The sequence below is a fragment of the Methylomagnum ishizawai genome, assembly GCF_900155475.1.
In the GTDB taxonomy this organism is placed as follows: Bacteria; Pseudomonadota; Gammaproteobacteria; order Methylococcales; family Methylococcaceae; genus Methylomagnum; species Methylomagnum ishizawai_A.
On sequence record NZ_FXAM01000001.1, the window covers coordinates 4399607 to 4417881 of the forward strand.

General features: G+C 65.4%; 18 protein-coding genes. 4 read left to right on the plus strand and 14 right to left on the minus strand.

All coding sequences use genetic code 11. The annotated features are described in order from the left end of the window. Positions 1-3 precede the first annotated feature (3 nt). The 14 genes from B9N93_RS19795 to mmoX all read right to left on the minus strand — a co-directional run bounded on the left by B9N93_RS19795 (position 4) and on the right by mmoX (position 14178). Entirely contained in the window at positions 4-1344 is a 1341-nt protein-coding gene (locus tag B9N93_RS19795; protein ID WP_176225343.1) for a multiheme c-type cytochrome, read from the minus strand. A 4-nt stretch (positions 1345-1348) separates the two neighbouring features. Next, positions 1349-1783: a FixH family protein gene (locus B9N93_RS19800; RefSeq protein ID WP_085215931.1), complete on the minus strand. Its 435-nt coding sequence runs from the start codon at positions 1781-1783 to the stop codon at positions 1349-1351. Then, the gene (locus B9N93_RS19805) at positions 1780-2106 is read right to left on the minus strand and encodes a hypothetical protein (RefSeq protein ID WP_085215932.1); all 327 of its coding nucleotides are present in this window, start codon (positions 2104-2106) and stop codon (positions 1780-1782) included. The genes B9N93_RS19800 and B9N93_RS19805 overlap by 4 nt, the downstream gene beginning before the upstream one ends. Before the next feature lie 10 nt (positions 2107-2116). Next, the gene (clpX, locus tag B9N93_RS19810; RefSeq protein ID WP_085215933.1) at positions 2117-3388 is read right to left on the minus strand and encodes an ATP-dependent Clp protease ATP-binding subunit ClpX; all 1272 of its coding nucleotides are present in this window, start codon (positions 3386-3388) and stop codon (positions 2117-2119) included. A gap of 593 nt (positions 3389-3981) precedes the next feature. Continuing rightward, a complete protein-coding gene (locus tag B9N93_RS19815; protein WP_085215934.1) occupies positions 3982-4377 on the minus strand; it encodes a hypothetical protein in 396 nt (131 codons plus the stop codon). Next, the gene (locus tag B9N93_RS19820; protein ID WP_085215935.1) at positions 4374-6170 is read right to left on the minus strand and encodes a sigma-54-dependent Fis family transcriptional regulator; all 1797 of its coding nucleotides are present in this window, start codon (positions 6168-6170) and stop codon (positions 4374-4376) included. The genes B9N93_RS19815 and B9N93_RS19820 overlap by 4 nt, the downstream gene beginning before the upstream one ends. Before the next feature lie 368 nt (positions 6171-6538). Next, positions 6539-8221 (minus strand): chaperonin GroEL, encoded by a 1683-nt coding sequence (gene groEL, locus B9N93_RS19825; RefSeq protein ID WP_085215936.1) that lies wholly within the window; start codon positions 8219-8221, stop codon positions 6539-6541. 96 nt (positions 8222-8317) lie between these two features. After that, on the minus strand, positions 8318-8626 hold the full coding sequence (locus tag B9N93_RS19830; protein WP_085215937.1) for a hypothetical protein: 309 nt from the start codon (positions 8624-8626) through the stop codon (positions 8318-8320). 14 nt (positions 8627-8640) lie between these two features. Next, entirely contained in the window at positions 8641-9744 is a 1104-nt protein-coding gene (gene mmoC, locus B9N93_RS19835) for an aromatic/alkene monooxygenase hydroxylase FAD-binding subunit MmoC (protein ID WP_085215938.1), read from the minus strand. A 46-nt stretch (positions 9745-9790) separates the two neighbouring features. Further along, positions 9791-10072, minus strand: a complete 282-nt coding sequence (locus B9N93_RS19840) for a hypothetical protein (RefSeq protein ID WP_085215939.1) — start codon at positions 10070-10072, stop codon at positions 9791-9793. Between the two features lie 209 nt (positions 10073-10281). Further along, a complete protein-coding gene (gene mmoZ, locus B9N93_RS19845; protein ID WP_085215940.1) occupies positions 10282-10788 on the minus strand; it encodes an aromatic/alkene monooxygenase hydroxylase subunit gamma in 507 nt (168 codons plus the stop codon). A gap of 11 nt (positions 10789-10799) precedes the next feature. Next, positions 10800-11225, minus strand: a complete 426-nt coding sequence (locus tag B9N93_RS19850; RefSeq protein WP_085215941.1) for an MmoB/DmpM family protein — start codon at positions 11223-11225, stop codon at positions 10800-10802. 25 nt (positions 11226-11250) lie between these two features. Further along, the gene (gene mmoY, locus B9N93_RS19855; RefSeq protein ID WP_085215942.1) at positions 11251-12420 is read right to left on the minus strand and encodes an aromatic/alkene monooxygenase hydroxylase subunit beta; all 1170 of its coding nucleotides are present in this window, start codon (positions 12418-12420) and stop codon (positions 11251-11253) included. Between the two features lie 171 nt (positions 12421-12591). Then, positions 12592-14178, minus strand: coding sequence for an aromatic/alkene monooxygenase hydroxylase subunit alpha (gene mmoX / locus B9N93_RS19860; protein ID WP_085215943.1), 1587 nt, complete (start codon positions 14176-14178; stop codon positions 12592-12594). A 339-nt stretch (positions 14179-14517) separates the two neighbouring features. Between mmoX and mltB the strand changes: the two genes are divergently transcribed. From mltB to B9N93_RS19880, 4 genes are all read left to right on the plus strand, one after another. Further along, positions 14518-15594, plus strand: coding sequence for a lytic murein transglycosylase B (mltB, locus tag B9N93_RS19865; protein ID WP_085215944.1), 1077 nt, complete (start codon positions 14518-14520; stop codon positions 15592-15594). 256 nt (positions 15595-15850) lie between these two features. Continuing rightward, the gene (locus tag B9N93_RS19870) at positions 15851-17017 is read left to right on the plus strand and encodes a D-alanyl-D-alanine carboxypeptidase family protein (protein WP_085215945.1); all 1167 of its coding nucleotides are present in this window, start codon (positions 15851-15853) and stop codon (positions 17015-17017) included. Between the two features lie 11 nt (positions 17018-17028). Then, positions 17029-17877, plus strand: a complete 849-nt coding sequence (locus B9N93_RS19875) for a D-amino acid aminotransferase (RefSeq protein WP_085215946.1) — start codon at positions 17029-17031, stop codon at positions 17875-17877. Between the two features lie 131 nt (positions 17878-18008). Beyond that, on the plus strand, positions 18009-18272 hold the full coding sequence (locus tag B9N93_RS19880) for a YbeD family protein (protein WP_085215947.1): 264 nt from the start codon (positions 18009-18011) through the stop codon (positions 18270-18272). The last annotated feature ends 3 nt before the right edge of the window (positions 18273-18275 follow it).

The window sequence follows — 18275 nt, forward strand, 5'->3', positions numbered from 1 at the left end:
GACTCAGCGCCGTGCCGCCGGATCGACGCAGGCCCGCCCCGCGTCGGCCCGCCAGGACAACCGCGCCCCGCCCAAACCGAAGGTGGGCACCTGCTCGCGGTCCTCCGCTTCCAGATAGCCCAGCCGCACCAGTTCGTCCAGCACGTCCCGGCCTATGGGCCGCAGCCGCACCGCAACCTCGACCGTATCCGGCAAGCGCCGGTCGGGATAGCGGTAGACCCGCGAGACATGGTGGGCGGCGTGGCCCTGGGCACCCGCCACCGGCACCGGCAGCAGCTTGGATTCGAGGCTGGCGGCTTCCCAAAAGCGGTGGGTTTCCGCGCCGTGGACATCGCGCAGGATATCCCGGAACACCCAGGGCCGGGGATCGCCCGCGCCCTGGGCGGGTGTTTCCGGCCCGTCCAAGCCGCTGGCGAACACCTGTTTGCCGCCGCGCCGCGCCGTCACCTCCACCCACAAACGCCGGTCCTGGGCCGCGCCGCTGGGAAAGGCGTGCCCAGCGGCGAGGTTCTCCAAAGTCACGCGCAATTCCACGCCCCGCTTGCCCAGCTCCACGCACAAACGACCTGCCACCGCGCTATCCAATAGGCGCTGGATCGCGGCCCGTTGCGCCTCCTTGTCCGGGAAATCCTCCAAGGCCACGTCCACCCCCGGCCAGCGGTGGGAATGAACCCGCCGCGGCGGCGCTCCCGGCATGTCGGCGGCAGGACCGTCGCGGCCCAGCATATGGCAACCGCCGCAGGTCAGGCCGCCTTGGTCCCTGGGACGGGCGTACACGGAAGTCCGCCACTCCCGGAAGGTGCGCTCCAAGGCCACCGGGGTCGGCGGCGGGGTATCGATATCGTGGCAACTTCCGCACAGCGTCGCCGATTCGGGCCGGGCGTGGTCGTGCAAGGGGGAGTAGCGCGAGACATGGACGGCATTGGCGACAGGATCGGCGATACCGCCCCGGACCGCGCCATCCCCGGCGAGGCGCAGGGGATTGTTGTGCCCGCCCTCGACCGCCTCGACCGTATGGCAGAATTGGCAGGTGACGCCGTGCAGGGTTTCCGGCACCTGGTCGAGGTTCAAGCCGTCGCGGGTCAGGCCGCGGCGCACCGCCAAGGGCGCGTGGCAAGCAACGCAGAAATCGCCGAGCTTGCCGCCGGTAGCGTCCTGGCCCAGCCGGTTCATGGCCCGGAACACCGGGTCTTTCACCGCGTAGGCGTGCATGCTGCCGGCCCATTCCCGGTAATGCTCGGGATGGCAACGTCCGCAGGAGGCCGGATCGTCCGGCAAGGTCGGCGCGGCCAGGACCGTCCCGGCCAGGAGCGGCGCACAAGCCGCCAGCCAAGTTCTCCGCATCGCCCTACTCCTGGATACAGGCATGGAACACGGCGGCGGCGGGCCGACCCCGGCGCGGCGCGACCCGGATTTCCATCCGCCAATCGCCCGGCATGAACAGGTCGAAGGGACCGAGCCGGTAGCGGCCCGGCGCTTCCTCCCCGCCCTGGAAGTGGTCGGGCACCGTGCCGTGGCCGTGGGCTTCCATGAAGGGGCGCAGCACCACCGCCGCCCCGGCCAGCGGTTTGCCGTTCCGCCCCTCGATCCGCACCGTCCAGAGGTTGGGGCCGACCGCGGCGGGGGTGGGCGACCCACCGGCCAGGACCACCCGCAGCCCGCCGACCCGTTGTTCCAATCCCGGACCGGCGCATGGTTCGGGCGATGCCGCCGCCGGGGCCGGTATCGATAAAGCCGCCCAGAGGCATAGCACCGGCACGCCCAGTGGGAAATCCCGCTTCATCCGCCAGGATTCCCGCTGGGCGCGGCCCGCATCACGGGCCGCTCCACCGGCATCTCGGCCTCGCACTTGGGGCAGGCATACCAACAATCGCCTGCGTGTTCGATGGAATAGGCGTCCCCGTCGTCGCGCTCCATCGGCACCAGTGCCTTGCCGCGCCCGCGCCAGCCGCATTCCGGGCACAGGTACATCGAGCGCTCCATCTCGTCGAGATAGCGCTGGAAAGCCACATAGCTGAGTTTGTCTATCGCCATCCGCGCCGAGCTGATGTGGAAGCGGATACCCGCCGTCTTGTTATCCGAACCCTTGTCGATCTTCTTGGACATGGCTCCCTCCTCAGGCGCGGCGCTGTTGCCCGCCGCCCACGACCAAGCGCGGCGGGGTACCGTTGCGGGCGGAGACACCATCGACCCGCACCGTGGCCGGGCCGTCCAGCGAAGGCAGTTCGTACATGGCGTCCAGCAGCAAGGTTTCCAGCAAGGCCCGCAGTCCCCTGGCCCCGGTCTTCCGCTCCAAGGCTCGCCGGACGATCTGGCGCAAGGCGTCCTCGTGGATTTCCAATTCGCCGCCGTCCAACGCGAACAGGTGTTGATATTGTTTGACCAAGGCGTTGCGGGGCTGGGTGAGGATGGCCAGCAAGGCGTCCTCGTCCAATTCGTCGAGGACGGCGACCACCGGCAAGCGCCCCACAAATTCGGGGATCAGGCCGAAGCGGATCAAATCCTCGGCCCCGGCTTCCCGGAGCCATTCGGAAGCCGACCGCCGCCCCGCCGCGCCCCTGGGCTCGGCAGCAAAACCGATACCGCCGGGTTCGGCGCGGAACTCCACCACCCGTTCCAAGCCGGCGAAGGCTCCGCCGCAAATGAACAGGATATGGGTGGTATCGACCTCGATATAGTCCTGCTGGGCGTGTTGCTTGCCGCCGTGCGCGGGCACCCGGACCACCGTGCCCTCGATCAGCTTGAGCAGGGCTTGCTGCACGCCCTCGCCCGCCACATCGCGGGCGGTGGCGTTGTCCCCGGCGCGACGGGCGATCTTGTCGATCTCGTCGATATAGACGATGCCCGACTGGGCCGCCGCCACGTCGTAATCGCATCTTTGCAGCAGCTTACCGACGATGTCCTCGATATCTCCGCCGACATAGCCGGCCCCGGTCAGCCCGGTGGCATCGGCGATGGCGAACGGCACGTCCAGCATCCGGGCCAGGGTCTCGGCCAGGAGGGTCTTGCCCGAGCCGGTGGGACCGATCAGGAGGATGTTGCTCTTGGCTAATTCCACCCCGCCCCGCCGTCCCAGGGCCATGGCCCGTTGGCGCTTATAGTGGGAGTAGACCGCCACCGCCAGCACCCGCTTGGCGTGGCCCTGGCCCACCACGTACTGGTCGAGGACCGCCTTGATATCCACCGGCTTGGGCAGGTCCGCCACCGCCGCCACCAGCGCCTCCCTGGCCTGGCCGTCCAGGAGGCCATTGCAGGAATCGACGCATTCGTCGCAGATGAACACCGTGGGACCGGCGATCATCTTCCGCACTTCGTGCTGGGTTTTGCCGCAGAAGGAACAATAGAGCGTCTTGCGCCCCTGGGTTCCGCCGTTTCTTTCCTGGCTCATCGCCCGACCCTCTGGAAATCGCGCCCCGGCCCACGGGGCGTCCATGGTTTGGATAGTGATCTTGTCCGATTTCAGGACGCTCCAGCGTGGCTATCCCCATACCGCCCCATATTCGGACGGATAGTTATTTTTCTGGGTATAACCATCGCGCTCCTGGATTATATACCAGGATTACACGATATTTTAAAGCCCGGACCTGTCACCGGGATGGGCGGTTTATCCAGACCGGGATTGAATTGAATTATCCATAGTGGGTCGATAACAGGTGGCTGGGTTTTTATTTATGCTGGGTGAAAACCATGATTTTCCCGGCATTTCACACGGGAATCGGTCGGGCTGGCGGGTCGGGATGATAGGAATCGGCAGACCGGGCCAGGGATTCCGTGGACTGGCCCGATAACTGCTTTTAAAACTCCCGCATAGCCTCTCTGACTACGCCCGCTCCGCCCTAGGGCATTTTCACGTTATTTGTAGGATGGGCACGTATTCCGTGCCCACCGGGGTGACCACACAAAGGGTGGGCATGTGCCCACCCTACGCCGGACGGACACCCAAGCCGAAAATGCTCCAGGCGGCGCGGGCTTTTTTTCGCCTCAATAATGGCCTTTCTGCCGCATCTCCGCCTCGAACAACAGGATGTACTTGGCATCGGGATGGGCGCGCACAGCGTCTTCCAGGCGTTCGATATCGGCTCCTTCGACATCGGCGGCGAACAGGATCATCAACCCGGCATCGCCGGACGCGATGACGGCCTCCTGTAGCCGCGCCACATCGCCGCCGCGCTCGGCCTTGACCAGGGCGAAATCGAATACCAAGCGCGGGTGTGGCGAGCGCAGCACCACGGTTTCCAGCGCGTCGAGGTCGGCTTCCTCCACCGCGTAGGCGAAACGGTAGGCCAGTTCGGGGTCGCCCGCATCCAGGGCCACGGCCTGCAATTCCGGGGAAAAACCGCGCTCCTTGGCGGTTTGGATGGCTTCGACGACGGTCATGCGGGCTGTCCTCCGACCGGAGCCGGGCGGGGACGCCGGGGCGGTGTCAGGTTGTAGCGTTGCAGTTTGACGTACAGGGTACTGCGGGAAATCCCCAGGATACGGGCGGTCTCGGCCACATTGCCATCGGCCTGGCGCAGGGCGGACTCGATGGCGAGGCATTCCCAATCCTCCAGCGAAGGTGTCCCCGGATGGGGTGGCAAGGCGGTCGGTCCGGCCATTGGAGGCGGGGTCGCGGGCGCTTGGGGCGCGGGGTCTTGGCGCGGGATGAAGCCCATTTCCTCCAGGAAGTCGATGGGCAGGTCGCCCACTTCCAGCACGCCGCGATTCACCACCGACACCAGGTTACGCAGCAGGTTGCGGAGTTCGCGGATATTGCCCGGCCAGGGATGGCCGAGGAACAAGTCCATCAGGTTGGGATCGAGCCGCTTGGGTTCGACCTCGGCCTGGGCGCATTCGCGGACCAGCAGGGACTCGATGAGTTGGCGTTTATCCGGGCGCTCGCGCAGTGGCGGTAGGCGGAACTGGGCACCGTTGAGCCGGTAGTAGAGGTCGCGCCGGAACCGGCCCTGCTCTACCGCGTCCAGCAGCTTGATATTGGTGGCGGCGATCACATGCACATCGGCCTTGATCGGCTTGGCACCGCCCACCGGCACGAACTCGCCGTTCTCCAACACCCGCAGCAAGGTGGCCTGGAGGTCGAAACTCATATCGCCGATCTCGTCCAGGAACAACACACCCTTGGAGGCCAGGAGGAATTTGCCCGGCTTGCCCTGGCTCCTGGCCCCGGTGAAACTGCCGCCCTCGTAGCCGAATAATTCGCTCTCGATCAGGTCGCGGGGGATGGAGGCGCAATTGATGGCGACCATGGGACCGTCGCGGCGGCAACCCGCCGCGTGGATCAGGCGCACCAGATGCTCCTTACCGACCCCGGATTCCCCGGTGATGAGGATGGGGATGTTGCGGGCCTGCAAACGCGCTGCCTGCCGTACCAAATCGTCGGCCAGGGTGTCGCGGTAGATCGTGCCGACCGCCCTATCGGACTCTCCACCGTAGCCGCGCTCCACGAAGCGGAACGCGGTGTCGAAACCGCTGGGGGAACGCAGCGGGGTTTCCGCCTGCAACAAGCGCATGATGAGCCCCATCACGCCCAGCAGCACCGAGGCCGCCACCTCGCAATCGCCCACCAGCCCGATCACCCCGGCCACCCGTCCATCCGGGCCTTCCAGCGGATAACCCACGGTGCAGAAGGCATGCAGGCGCTTGGAGAAATGCTCGCGCCCGCTGAAGGCGGCGGGGATGCCCAACAGGGCGGCGGTGCCGACACCGTTGTTGCCCAGCGCGGCTTCGCGCCAATCGGAGCCACGGCGAGCCAGGTCGCGCATGAGCGGGGAGGCTTCGAGCTGGTTTTCGGCGATATGCAGCAAGCGGGCGTCAGGAGTCGCCACCAACAACGACAGGCGCGTACCCTTGAGCAAGGGGCTGATACGGCCCAGCAAATCGACGAAATCGGCCCCGCCGAACCCGGTGATCATGCCGGGGACGGGCCGGGGTTCGCCCTTGGCCTGGTCGCCACCGGGAGGGAGGCGGTGTTCGATGAGACAGCGCCGCCAAGCATGGCCGATCTCGGGGCGGAGCAGTTCGCCGTCGTCCGGGAGCTTCCCGGTCGCGCTCAGGGTTTCCCAGGCGCGGCGGGCGCGGTCGTCGCCGGTTGGCGGCGCATGGGGGTGGGGATGGGATTCCGACGGATGATCGACCGGAACCGGGGGGCAGGTATTGAGCTGGGTGAACATAGGCGCACAGGAAATAGATCGTGGTGACGATTAAAGCCCATGCATAGCTTCTTTAATTATTATCGTTATTGGGAATCTCGGCGATTCCAGTTTGGGCGGCATGATACTGTCCAAAAAAAAAGGCGGCAATGCGGCGTATTGCCGCGGCTGCCGCCGGAATGGAGTGATCTTAGGGGAGGAACAAGATTACCCCCCGGATACATCCACCAAGTGAGGTAGGTTAAAAATCGAAGCCGGGTATGCGCCAAATCGGGCGGATACCGTGGGTTATCACAGAGCATTAACCGATACCGGCCTCGGGTAATCCCGCTATCGGTCTGGTTTGAAAACGGCGGGGCATGGGGGTTTTACCCACCCCGCCGCCGGAATCACGCCCTGGGGTCTTCGCGGGTGGCCGCAGCCCATTCCGCACTGAATCCCGGCAAATGCGGCAAGCCCGATTGCTCGTTCAAAACCACCGCGCCGCTGGATAGCACGGTGGCGGCGATACCCGCCGCCTGGACCAGGGCCAGGCGCAAGACCTTGACCGGGTCCAAGACGCCCGCCGCCACCAAATCGCCGAACGCGCCGCTGGAAGCGTCGTAGCCGAAGCGGGCGTTTCCGGCGGCTTCGATCCGGGCCAGGGCCGCCACCGGGTTGATCCCGGCATTGCCGACCAGGGCGCGGAACGGCTGCTCCAAAGCCTCCGAGACGATGGCGACGCCGCGTTGCCAATCCAGATCGGTCAGCAATAAGCGGCCCAAGGCTTCCCGCGCCTGGAGCAAACCCACGCCGCCACCCGGCACCACGCCTTCTTCCAAAGCCGCCCGCACCGAGCGGCGGGCGTTCTCGGCCCGTTGCAGACGCTCCTTGATCTCGGGTTCGGTGGTGCCGCCCACCCGTACGGTGGCGATGCGCCCGACCAGGGCCGAGATGCGGGCTTCCAAGTCTTCCAGGTCGTGCAGGTTGCCGGTGGGGGAACCTTCGCCCGGCTTGCGGGCGCGGATCGCGTCCGCTTCCTTCCCCAAACCCGCGACCCGCCGGGCCACGGCGACCGGGTCACCGCCGCAGCCGATGAAGCTGGCGCTGTCGGCGTCGGCCACCACCTTGGCGGCATGGCCGAGCACCTCCGGGGCGGCGCGTTCCAGGTTGTCACCGCGTTCCGGCACCAGCACCCGCGCCCCGGTGGCGGTGGCGAGATCGTCCAGCCAATCGCGGCGGCGGTCGCCATGGCCCGGCGCCTTGACCGCCAGGGCGCGGAACACCCCACGCTTGACGTTCATCACCAAGCCTTGCAGCGGGCGCTCGTCGATGCCGTCGCAGGCGATGACCAGGGCTTGGCCCGCCTCGTTGACCGCTTCCAGCAGCGGGATCAAATCCATGAAATCGGTCACGGTGCCGTGGTATAGCAGCACCCGCGCCCCTTCGATGTCCGCCGCCCGCCGCACCGGGTCGGTCTCGAAACCCGGCGACAGGAAGCCCAGTTCGTAGCGGAAGCCTTCGCCGATATCCAGCGTGTCCGCGCGGGTCCAGCCCGGTTCGACCGTGACGGCCCCATCCGGGCCGACCTCGGCATAGGCTTGTTGCAGCAGGCGGCCCACTTGGCCTTCCTTGCGCATGGACACCTCGGCCACCTGGGCCACCATATCGCCTTGCAGCGGCAGGGCGCGGCGGCGCAGGTCGTCCTCGACCAACTTCACGGCGGCGTCCATGCCTTCGCGCAGGCGGTGGGGATCGGCCCCGGCGGCAAGGCTACGCAAGAGGCCGCGGGCGATGGCGCGGGCCAGCACCACGGCGGTGGTGGTGCCGTCGCCGGCCTCCCGCGACACGGCATTGGCCACATCGCGCAGCATCCTGGCCCCGAGGTCGGCGAGGCGGTCCCCCAGCACCACGGAATTGGCCACCGTCACCCCGTCGCGGGTGAAAAACGGCGGCAAGCCTTGGGTCCGGTGCTGGACCATGACGCACGGCCCTTGGTAGCCATAGGTGGTTTCCACCGCCCGGCCCAGGATATCGATGCCCTTGAGGATGCCGGCGCGAGCCTCGCCGTCGAACACCAAACGCTTGCTCATGCCGGGTACTCCCGGAATCGGATCATCGGAAACATGTTTTTCCCTCAATCGGTGGATTGTTGTCGTTTGAATCATGAACGTGGGGACCGGGACCGTTCAGGCGGAGCCTTCCGGCGCGAACCGCCGCATCATGGCCTGCCCGGCCTCGGCCCTGGCGGAGCGGGCGCGTTTCAAACGCGCCCAGACCCACAGCAACTCCCTTTCCCGCCAGTCCAGTCCGGCGCGGAGTTCGATCTCCTCCGCCCGGCTCAATTCGCCGTCCCAAAGCTCCCTGAGTTGCTCGACCCGGTCCGGGTGCAAGGTCAGCCGCAACTGGCCGTCGCGCTCGCCCAACTGGCCGATGCTCTCCTCCAATTGGCGCACCATCCGGGTCAGGAATTCGGTGTCGTCGGGACTCAGGCGCATGGGGACTCCGGGTCTCAGGCCGTGGCGTGCTGGTGGTGGCCGTGGACCTGGCCGGGATCGCAGGCTTCGCCGCACGGCCCGGAAGGCAGGAATTTCTCCAAGTAAATCTGGTCGGCGGGAATGCCGAACTCGGCGCAGACCGCGTAGGCGGCATCGACCATGCCGGGTGGGCCGCACAGATAGACGTCCGGCTGGGCCGGTTGGGCTTCGAGGTCACGGCGCAGCACTTCGATGGCGTTGCCGCGCTCGCCGTCCCATCCGTCGGTCGGACGCCAGACGCAGACCTTGACCGTGAGGTTGGGCATCGCGGCCGCCAGCGCTTCCAGTTCAGCGCGGAGGAACACCTCCTCCTCGGTGTTGACGCCGAAGTACAGTCGGGTTTGCTGCGGTGCGCCCCATTCCCGCATGTGGCGGACCATGGACAGGACCGGGGCCAAGCCGGTGCCGCCCGCGATGAAATAACGGGGCCGGAAGCCGTTCTCCTTGAGTCCGAAAATGCCCTGCGGCCCCTTGACCTGCAAGGTCTGGCCGGGCTGGATGGCCCCACCGCGCAGGGCGTTGGACATCAAGCCGTCGGGCAGGAGCCGGATCAGGAATTCCAGATCGCCCGCATCGTTGCTGATATTGGCCGGGGAATAGGCGCGGGTGACTGCGCTGCCCGGCACCTGGAGTTCCATGAATTGGCCAGCGTCGAAACGCACCTTGCGCTCGTTGCCCATGCCGGGACGGCGCAGGTGCAGGCGCACGGCATTGCTCGACACCTTGCCGACCGAGACCACCTCGGCGGGGAACTCGTTGGCTTCCGGCTCGAAGGCAATGCGGCTGTAGGTGTAGGGGACTTCCAGTTCCAAATCGCTATCGGGATAGCAGCGGCACAGCAAGACCTGGCCGTCCTCTTCTTCCTCGGGCGGCAGGGCTTGCACGCTGCATCCGACCAGGCGGTAATCGCCCTCGGGGCAGAACGCCTTACAGGTGGCGCAACCGCCCGCACGGCAAGAGGACATCAGATAGATATCCTGGCGGATCGCCGCCGAAATCACGTCCTCGTCGGGACGGCAATCGAAATAGACGGCTTCGCCGTCCTCGGTGATGACTTTGATGCTATGGGTGGCCGCCATGGGCGCTCAGCTCCGAATGCGTGGGTATGGAAAAAGGGGCGCGGACTCAGGCCGGGGTCGGCGGGCTGTCCAGCCGGACGAAGAACGCCAGCACGCGGCGGGCGGACAAATGGGCGGATTCCAGGCTCAGGGCCGGGCCTTCCTGGATATCGCGGCCATCGCGAGCGATGGCCCAGCGCCAAGCGAAGCCGAGGTCTTGGGCATAGGCGGCATAGCGCCCCTGCTGGAACAACTCGGTGCGGGGCGTGCCCGCCGGAACTTGGCTGAGGGAACGCGCCGACAGGAAATCCAGCGCGTCCGGGTCCAAATGGTCGAAGTCGATGGTCATGGCCGGGGTTTCCTTCGATCGGTCACAGCAGCTTGGTGACCACGACCGCCAACGAGGAACCGATCAGCAGGGCGGCGACGGCGACGACGATTTGGCGGATGTTCTTGAGTTCGGAAAGCATGGTGGCCTCCTGGTGCGGGGTGGAGGGGGCGGGCCGGAACCCGCCCCGGAAAACCCGGCCCCCCTTGCGGAGGCCGGGTGCGCGATGCTCAGTGCGGGGCGACCAACACCTTGACGCCGCGCTGCTTGCGCAACTCTTCCAGCGGGGTGTCGTAATAGTTGAGGTTGCGCAGTTCCATCAACTTGGTGCCCAGGACCCGTTCCGCCTCCAGGAAGTAGTTCACCGGCATGATCGGCGGCTTGTTGGCCTGCCGGAAGCCGATGTGGATGCGTTCCGCTTCCCATTTGTCGCCGGTCGCCGCCATCTTGGCGACGGCCTCGGCCAACAGGGTCTTGGCGCATTCGCCGAAGGCGGTCTTGTGGCGGAAGTCCTCGTCGTTGAAGGCGCGGGCCTTCAACACCGCGACCTTCTCCTCCAGCTTGGCTTCGATCCACAGGTAATCGTTGTCCAGCTCGTAGGTCTTGCGGAACGGGGTGGTATGGTCGAGGCGGAACTGCTTGAGCGCCGCCGCCGCCTTGTCCAAAGTGTTCAACTGGCCGATCTTGACGACCCACGCATCGCGGGTTGCGTTGTCATGTACACCGTTCTTTGCCATGGTGGGTCTCCTTAGGCGTGGTAGTCTTCGAGCTTGCGGTCCAGGCCCATCAGTTCCGAGGTGATCGTGAACTTGTTGCCCAGGGTATAGGCGCGGCCAATGGTGGAGGACACGTCCACCAGGAAGTCGTAGACGTTGAAGGACCGGCCCAGCAGTTCGCTCAGCTCGTCGCAGTCCACCTCGATCTTGCCGTTGGCCTTGATCCACCAGTAACCGGCGCGGTCCTCGACGTTGACGGTCGGGTTGACGTGCTTCTTGTAGTCCTCAAGCAGGATTTCCTCGATGAAGGTGTTGATCTCGTCGGACTTCTTGAGGACCAGCACCACGGTGTCGCTCTCATGGACGACCTGGTTCTCGTCGGCGAAGAAGGCCTCGGCGAATTCCTTGCCACTCAGGCCGGTGGTGCCGGCGTAATACGCATTGCTAGAAACGCTCATAATGACTCTCTGAAAATCCAAGCGGTTAAATCAGGCCAGACATGACATGGCGGACAATGGCGTCGCGGTCGACCTTGAAGTCGATCCGGCTGGCATGGTCGGCGGTCCAATCGTCGATCACCCGCTCCAGGGAAGCCTGGATTTCCGCCTTGTGGGTGGTGCCGGTCGGCAGCTTGGCGAAAATGCCCATGAAATCGCGCAGGGCGTTCACGGTGCCTTCCAGCCATTTGGCGGTCCAGTTGCGCAGCACGGTGCGGTTGTAGTCGCCGAACTCGGGATCGTTGGCCAGGCAGGTGTAGTAAAGGTCCTGCACGCCTTGCTTGGCGATGCCGTAGTAGGTCTGGGACTGGTTGATGAAGAACGGGGTCAGGTTGTCGCCGAACTTCGGGGCCAAGCGCTGGAAGAACTCGCGGCGCACGAACTGGCCGAACAGCGAGTCGTAGACGGCATGGACCGAGAAGGCGTTCTCGTTCCAATCGAACACGTCCTGCCATAGCGCCTCGATGGTGCCGCGGGCGCTCTTGTAGACGCTGCCCTGGGTCCATTCGGCCTTGGGCACGGCGGTGGATTCGTCGAAGCCGGGGACGATCTTGGCCAGGAAGCCGCGCTCCAGCTGGATCATCTGGGCCAGGTCGATCTTGTCGAATCCCCAGAAGGTCAGGCTAACGCGGATGGTGTCGGAAAGGGCCTCGCGGGCACCGCCGGAGTGGGCGTTGAACTGGCCGTACTCGTTGAACAGGAACGCGCCCCAGTACTTGTTGATGAACTCGTCGCGCCAGAACGGATCCATGGTGCGGATTTGGCCGTCGGCGGAATAGCCTTGCAGGAAGCGGTCGGTGTAGCGCCATTCCTCGGCCTTGTCCTTGACGTAGGGGGCATGCCAGCGGCGCAGCGGGTCGCGGTGCTTGAACCAGTCCACGGTGCGGAGTTCGGTGGTTTCGTTGCCCCAGGACGGGCGGCCCCCGTGGAATTTCTGGGTCCAATCACCCCAATCGAGACCGCCTGCGATCCAGTCGGCGTTCGGTTGGGCATAGACGGTCAGGGCTTCATACTCGGTCAGGCGCTTCCAGCGGGGGGTGACGAAGTAGCCCATCTTGTTTTGCTTGTCGAGGGGCTCCGCCGGCAAGGCGTTCAGAATCACGGAGGCCCATTCCGGGTCGGTCAGGCCGCGACGCTTTTCATCGAGCAATGGCATGTTGAATCCTCTTGGTTGAGGTGATCGTTGTTATAGAGCCTGGGTGGACACCCAGTCCCCTCCTGAAGGGTTCCGCAGAACAAAAGCCCTCCAAACAAGGGCGCGGCCAGGGAACGCAAGACCGCGCCCTTGATTGGCAGGGCTTCGGCAAGCCGAAGCCCCGCGCCCGCCTCAAGCCTTCAGGGCTTTGGCCGGGTTGGAGAACACGCAGCCGACCCGCTTGATGTCGTCCAGGGTCCACAGCTTGTCGCCGCGCACATGGGGCTGGGCGATCAGGGTCTTGCCATCGCTGCGGACGCCCCACAGCTCGGCGATGACTTCGGATAGCTCGCGGCCTTCGTACTGCTCGAACATGTTCTGGCACTCATAGCGTTCCGGCTCGGCCAGCCACATGCGCTCGCCCCACTGGTCGGCGTGGGTGTGGAGCTGGCCGTTGTACTCGTGGACGCGCAGGGTGGTGGCGTGCTTGGCCAGGGACGGGCAGAACGGCACTTGGGAAGTGCGGTCGATGTAGATGGGATGGTTGTTCTCGATGAACCATTGCAGCGGGATGAAACCGGAGGACGGGTCTTCGCAGCCGCGGGCGCGCCATTCCTCGTAAATCTTGCCGTAATGGTCGTACCAGCCGGGGTAGTTGGCTTCGTACCATTCCATTTCCTCCTGATCCGGCAGGGCCAGGCGGAAGAAGCCGGTCGGCCACAGCGCGTAGGCCAGCAGGTACAGGTCGTGGTGCGCCCAATAAGCGTCCTGCTTGGCGTCTTTCAGGCTGCGCGGGGATTCCACGCCGTACTTGCCCAGGCGGCCGATCCAGATGCCGCCCCAGTCTTCGTACACCCAGCGGTTCCAGGTCTTGACCCAAGGCTCGACCTTGAACTTGGAGCCGTACTCGAACAACATGCCCAACACCGGGGTGAAATACTTCTGCTGGGTCCAGAACGCATTGTTCAGGTCGGTGTTCATGTACTTGGCCGAGGCCGGATCGTTGGCGATGGACACCACGGTCTGGTAGCCATTGGCCATGTGGCGCAGCTCGTCGGTCTCGATGGAGAGGAACACGGTCGGGGTGATCTCGTCGCCGTTGGCGGCGGCCCATTCAGTCACGGCCACGATCAAGGGGTTGGTGAAGCAGGCTTCGCCGACCAATTGCAGGTTGAGGGAGCATTCCACCGCGTCGCCGGAGATGAAGCCGTCGGAGAACACCCGCTTCATGCCCTTCCACAGCGGGCCGAGGGTCCGGGTGCGGCGGGCGTCGTTATGGCCGGCCGGGTCTTGGCCGTTCTTGGCGAAGTAGTAGTTGACGTAGGCGCACTGGTGGGTATGGCGGATTTCGTCCAGCACCTGGGCCAGATAGCCGTTCTTCTGCTCGGCGGCCTGGGCCGAGTCCCAGAGCATGCCGGTGGCGGCGATGGCGTTGTATTCACCCACTTCCAGGAAGTTGGAGACCACCTTCATGGTCTCGTTCCACTTGGGGTGGACGCGGACCGCCGATTGCAGGCGGGTCAGGGCGTCCTGCAAGCTGCCGAACTGGCGCTCGTCCTTGACGGACTCCATCCGCGCATATTCCTTGGCGATCAGCTTGAACTGTTCCTTGGTCTCGTTCGCCATCTTGTACTTGGTGGCGTACTTGGTCCTATTATTCTTGAAATCCCAGTTGAAGCTTTGCAGCCAGCGGTGGACTTCTTGGGCGTTGACGCTAGTGGGCGCACGGTTGGCCGCCAGGGCATCGGTAGCGGCTTTGGTTGCAGCGCTAATAGCCATTTGTTGCTCTCCTGAATGAGATGGATGAATGCGAACCGGCTGCGGCGGACCCTTCCGCCCTTTCCGGTCGCGCACCATCTATAACAAATGGCGTGCCAGCTTTTTTTATAAAAAAAGCTTATTCAAATCATAGCATTATCTTTAAACCCGGAATTGTGTACGGCTATTCGTCCGTTATCAGGACAGCCGCGCCGGGGCGGGTTGACCGGACCGTCTGGAAACCGCACGGGCGCCGTCCCGGACCGCGAATCCCTCCCGGCCTCCCCCGCCGGGCTGACGTCCTCCCCTCCGCTCGGCTATCCTTGCCTTCCATCCCACGCCAGCCCCGGACCCACCGCCATGCCTTACCGCCGCAGCCTCGTTCCCATCGCCGCCCTCCTGCTCCACGCCTGCACCGCGCCACCGCCCAGCCCGCCGGTGCCATCCCCGGCCCGGCCCCAACCCACGCCGCCGCCCGCCGCCACGGCCACGGAACCCACCCTCGCCCTCCCCGAACCCCCGCCGCCCGCCCAGCCCGGCATCACCGACCGCACCGAGGTCCGCGCCTTCATCGCCGAGATGGCCCGCAAGCATGGCTTCGCCACGGCGGCACTGGTCAACGCCTTCGAGCGCACCGCGATTCAACCCGCTATCCTCGACGCCATGGCCAAGCCCTACGAAGCCAAACCCTGGTACGACTACCGCAAGCTGTTCCTCACCGACAAGCGCATCCAGGGCGGCCTGGACTTCAAGGCCCGGAACGCGGCGGCGCTGGCCCGCGCCGAAAGCCGCTACGGGGTGTCCAGGGATATCGTCACCGCCATCATCGGCGTCGAAAGCAGCTACGGCGCGAAGCCCGGCAAGTACAAGGTCATCGACGCGCTGTCCACCCTGGCCTTCGCCTATCCCAAACGGGCGGGGTTCTTCCGCGGCGAACTGGAGCAATTCCTGCTGCTGTGCCGCGAGGAGGGCATGGATTATCTGGAGCCGGTCGGTTCCTACGCGGGGGCGATGGGGATGCCGCAATTCATGCCGTCCAGCTACCGCAAGCTGGCCGCCGACGGCGACGGCGACGGCAAGCGCGATATTTGGAACAACCCCGCCGACGCCATCGCCAGCGTGGCGCGGTATTTCTCGGCCAATGGCTGGCATACCGGCGAACCCATCGCCACCCTGGCCAGGGTCAACGGCGGCGCGGCGGGACTGGCCAGCAAGAATCCCAAGTTCTCGCACAACCTGAACGAATGGGTCTCCCTGGGCGCGGAGCCGGTGGACCCGGTTCCCGGCAATTACAAGGCGGGATTGGTGACTTTGCCGGGGGAAACCGGGCCGGATTACTGGCTGGCCTTCCATAATTTCGACACGATCATGCGCTACAACCACAGCCCGCTGTACGCCATGGCGGCGTATGAACTGAGCCGGGCCATCCGCCGGTAACCCGGACCCGGCGCGGAATCCGGGAAGCGGGCCGGAAATCCAAGCCCCCCGGATTCCATCGCCCGCCCCTGGCTACAGGACCGCTCGCGGTACGCCCGCCGATCATCAATCCGGTAGGCGGATCGTCGCCACCGGCAAGCCGCAGCATTCACCTCCGCGCAACAATCGTCCACGGCCCCGCGACCACGCCCCAAAGCCCCGCGTGCTACAATGCCGGGCATTTTTCCCCGATCCCCCCGCACGAAGGCAAAAAGCCGTGAAATCAACACCGTTCAGCCTGCTGCTCCTCCTCGCCCTGCTCGGATTCATCGGCCTCGCCCGCGCGGCCGATCTACCGCCCGCCCCGCCCATCATCCCGCCGCCGCCCGATGTCGGAGCCAAGGCCTTCATCCTGATCGACCACAACAGTGGCCGGGTGCTGGCCGAGAGCAACGCCGACCAAAAATTGGAACCGGCCAGCCTGACCAAGATCATGACCGCCTACGTGGTGTTCCGGGAATTGGCCAAGGGCAACCTGCACCTCGACGATATGGTCACGGTCAGCGAGAAGGCGTGGCGCACCGAGGGCTCCCGCATGTTCGCCCAGGTCGGGGCCAGCATCGCGGTGGAGAACTTGCTGAAGGGGATGATCGTGCAATCGGGCAACGACGCCAGCGTGGCCCTGGCCGAGCATGTGGCGGGGGACGAAGCGGTGTTCGCCCAGATGATGAACCAGAACGCCGAGCGCCTCGGGATGAAGAACACCCATTACAAGAACAGCATGGGCCTTCCCGACCCGGACCATTACGCCTCGGCCCGCGACCTCGCCCTCCTGACCCGCGCCATGATCGCGGAATTCCCCGAGTACTATAAATGGCACTCGATCAAGGAATTCATGTTCAACAACATCAAGCAAACCAACCGCAACCGGCTGCTGTGGCGCGATCCCAGCGTGGACGGGGTCAAGACCGGCCATACCCAGGGCGCGGGTTATTGCCTGGTGACTTCGGCGGTACGCGACAACATGCGCCTGATCGCGGTGGTGATGGGCACCAAGAGCGACAACGACCGCGCCAACGCCAACCAATCCCTGCTCAACTACGGCTTCCGTTTCTTCGAGACCCGTGCGCTATACAAGGCCAACGAACCCCTGGGCGAGGCGCGGGTGTGGAAAGGCGCGGAATCCAAGGTCGGCGTCGGCCTCAGCCACGATTTCGCCGTGACCTTCCCACGCGGCCAGTACAACAACCTCAAAGCCTCGATGGAGATCGGCACCGACGCCGCCGCCCCGGTCAAACAGGGCGACAAGCTGGGTTCGGTCAAGGTCGTCTACAACAACGAGATCGTGGGCCAACAGGATTTGGTGGCGCTCAAGGCGGTCGAGGAAGGCGGCATCTTCCGCCGCTTGTTCGACCAAGTCCTCCTCATGTTCAACAAGAAATAAGGAGCCCCGGCATGGCCCTCGTTTATCTCAACGGCGAATACCTGCCCCTGGACCAAGCCAAGGTTTCGGTGCTGGACCGCGGCTTCCTGTTCGGCGACGGCGTGTACGAAGTGATCCCGGTCTATGGCGGCCAGCCGTTCCGGCTGCAAGAACACCTGCGCCGCCTGGGCCAGAGCCTCGCGGGCATCCGCATGGCGCAGCCGCTATCCGACGGCGAATGGGCGGCGATCTTCGAGCGGCTCATCGACGGTCCCGGCGACCAGTACATCTATCTACAAGTGACCCGCGGCGCGGCGGACAAGCGCGATCACGCCATCCCGGCCCAAATCACGCCGACCGTGTTCGCGATGGGTTCGCCCATCGCGCCGATCCCCCTGGACGGCATCCGGGCCGTGACCCTGGACGATATCCGCTGGCAATGCTGCCACATCAAAGCCACGACCCTGCTCGCCAACGTGCTGCTGCGGCAGGACGCGGTAGAGCGGGGCGCCGCCGAGGCCATCCTGGTCCGCGACGGCTGCGCGACCGAGGGCGCGGCCAGCAACCTGTTCATCGTCCAGGACGGCAGCGTCATCACCCCGCCCAAGGGCCATGCTATCCTGCCGGGCATCACCCGCGACCTGGTGCTGGAACTGGCCCAACAACACGGCCTGGCGACCGAAGAACGCCGCATCCGCCTGGAAGAGTTGCAAAAGGCCGAAGAAATCTGGCTGACCAGTTCCACCCGCGAAGTGCTGGCCGTGACCGAACTTGACGGCGCGAAGGTCGGCGACGGCCAACCCGGCCCGGTGTGGCGGCGGATACAGGAAATCTATCAGGCGTATAAGCAGGGCTTACGGGAAGGCACCCGCTCCGCCTAGGCCCGGCGGGATCGAAGCCCGCGCCTCCAACCGCCCGCATGGGCACCAGCGGGCCGCCCCCGCTCCCGCACCGCGAACGCAACCGGCGCTTGCCGCCACCTCCCAAGACGCTTCCCAAGCCAGGTGTCCCTATGAGCCACGCATCCCCCCTGCAATTCCCCTGCGAATTTCCCATCAAAGCCTTCGGCCTGGACAACGGCGGCTTCACACAACTCGTGGCCGAAATCGCCCGCCGCCACGCCCCCGGCTTGGACGACGAGGCCGTGACCAGCCGTCCCAGCAAGGGCGGCAAATACCTCTCGGTCACGCTCTTGATCCAGGCCGAGAACCAAGCCCAACTGGACGCCATCTACCGCGACCTCAGCGCCTGCGCCGAGGTGGTCATGGCGCTCTGACGG

Bases quoted from the DNA above. Each gene is read 5' to 3' on its own strand.
- B9N93_RS19795 (WP_176225343.1), bottom strand. From the start codon at position 1,344: ATGCGGAGAACTTGGCTGGCGGCTTGTGCGCCGCTCCTGGCCGGGACG.
- B9N93_RS19800 (WP_085215931.1), bottom strand. From the start codon at position 1,783: ATGAAGCGGGATTTCCCACTGGGCGTGCCGGTGCTATGCCTCTGGGCG.
- B9N93_RS19805 (WP_085215932.1), bottom strand. From the start codon at position 2,106: ATGTCCAAGAAGATCGACAAGGGTTCGGATAACAAGACGGCGGGTATC.
- clpX (WP_085215933.1), bottom strand. From the start codon at position 3,388: ATGAGCCAGGAAAGAAACGGCGGAACCCAGGGGCGCAAGACGCTCTAT.
- B9N93_RS19815 (WP_085215934.1), bottom strand. From the start codon at position 4,377: ATGACCGTCGTCGAAGCCATCCAAACCGCCAAGGAGCGCGGTTTTTCC.
- B9N93_RS19820 (WP_085215935.1), bottom strand. From the start codon at position 6,170: ATGTTCACCCAGCTCAATACCTGCCCCCCGGTTCCGGTCGATCATCCG.
- groEL (WP_085215936.1), bottom strand. From the start codon at position 8,221: ATGAGCAAGCGTTTGGTGTTCGACGGCGAGGCTCGCGCCGGCATCCTC.
- B9N93_RS19830 (WP_085215937.1), bottom strand. From the start codon at position 8,626: ATGCGCCTGAGTCCCGACGACACCGAATTCCTGACCCGGATGGTGCGC.
- mmoC (WP_085215938.1), bottom strand. From the start codon at position 9,744: ATGGCGGCCACCCATAGCATCAAAGTCATCACCGAGGACGGCGAAGCC.
- B9N93_RS19840 (WP_085215939.1), bottom strand. From the start codon at position 10,072: ATGACCATCGACTTCGACCATTTGGACCCGGACGCGCTGGATTTCCTG.
- mmoZ (WP_085215940.1), bottom strand. From the start codon at position 10,788: ATGGCAAAGAACGGTGTACATGACAACGCAACCCGCGATGCGTGGGTC.
- B9N93_RS19850 (WP_085215941.1), bottom strand. From the start codon at position 11,225: ATGAGCGTTTCTAGCAATGCGTATTACGCCGGCACCACCGGCCTGAGT.
- mmoY (WP_085215942.1), bottom strand. From the start codon at position 12,420: ATGCCATTGCTCGATGAAAAGCGTCGCGGCCTGACCGACCCGGAATGG.
- mmoX (WP_085215943.1), bottom strand. From the start codon at position 14,178: ATGGCTATTAGCGCTGCAACCAAAGCCGCTACCGATGCCCTGGCGGCC.
- mltB (WP_085215944.1), top strand. From the start codon at position 14,518: ATGCCTTACCGCCGCAGCCTCGTTCCCATCGCCGCCCTCCTGCTCCAC.
- B9N93_RS19875 (WP_085215946.1), top strand. From the start codon at position 17,029: ATGGCCCTCGTTTATCTCAACGGCGAATACCTGCCCCTGGACCAAGCC.
- B9N93_RS19880 (WP_085215947.1), top strand. From the start codon at position 18,009: ATGAGCCACGCATCCCCCCTGCAATTCCCCTGCGAATTTCCCATCAAA.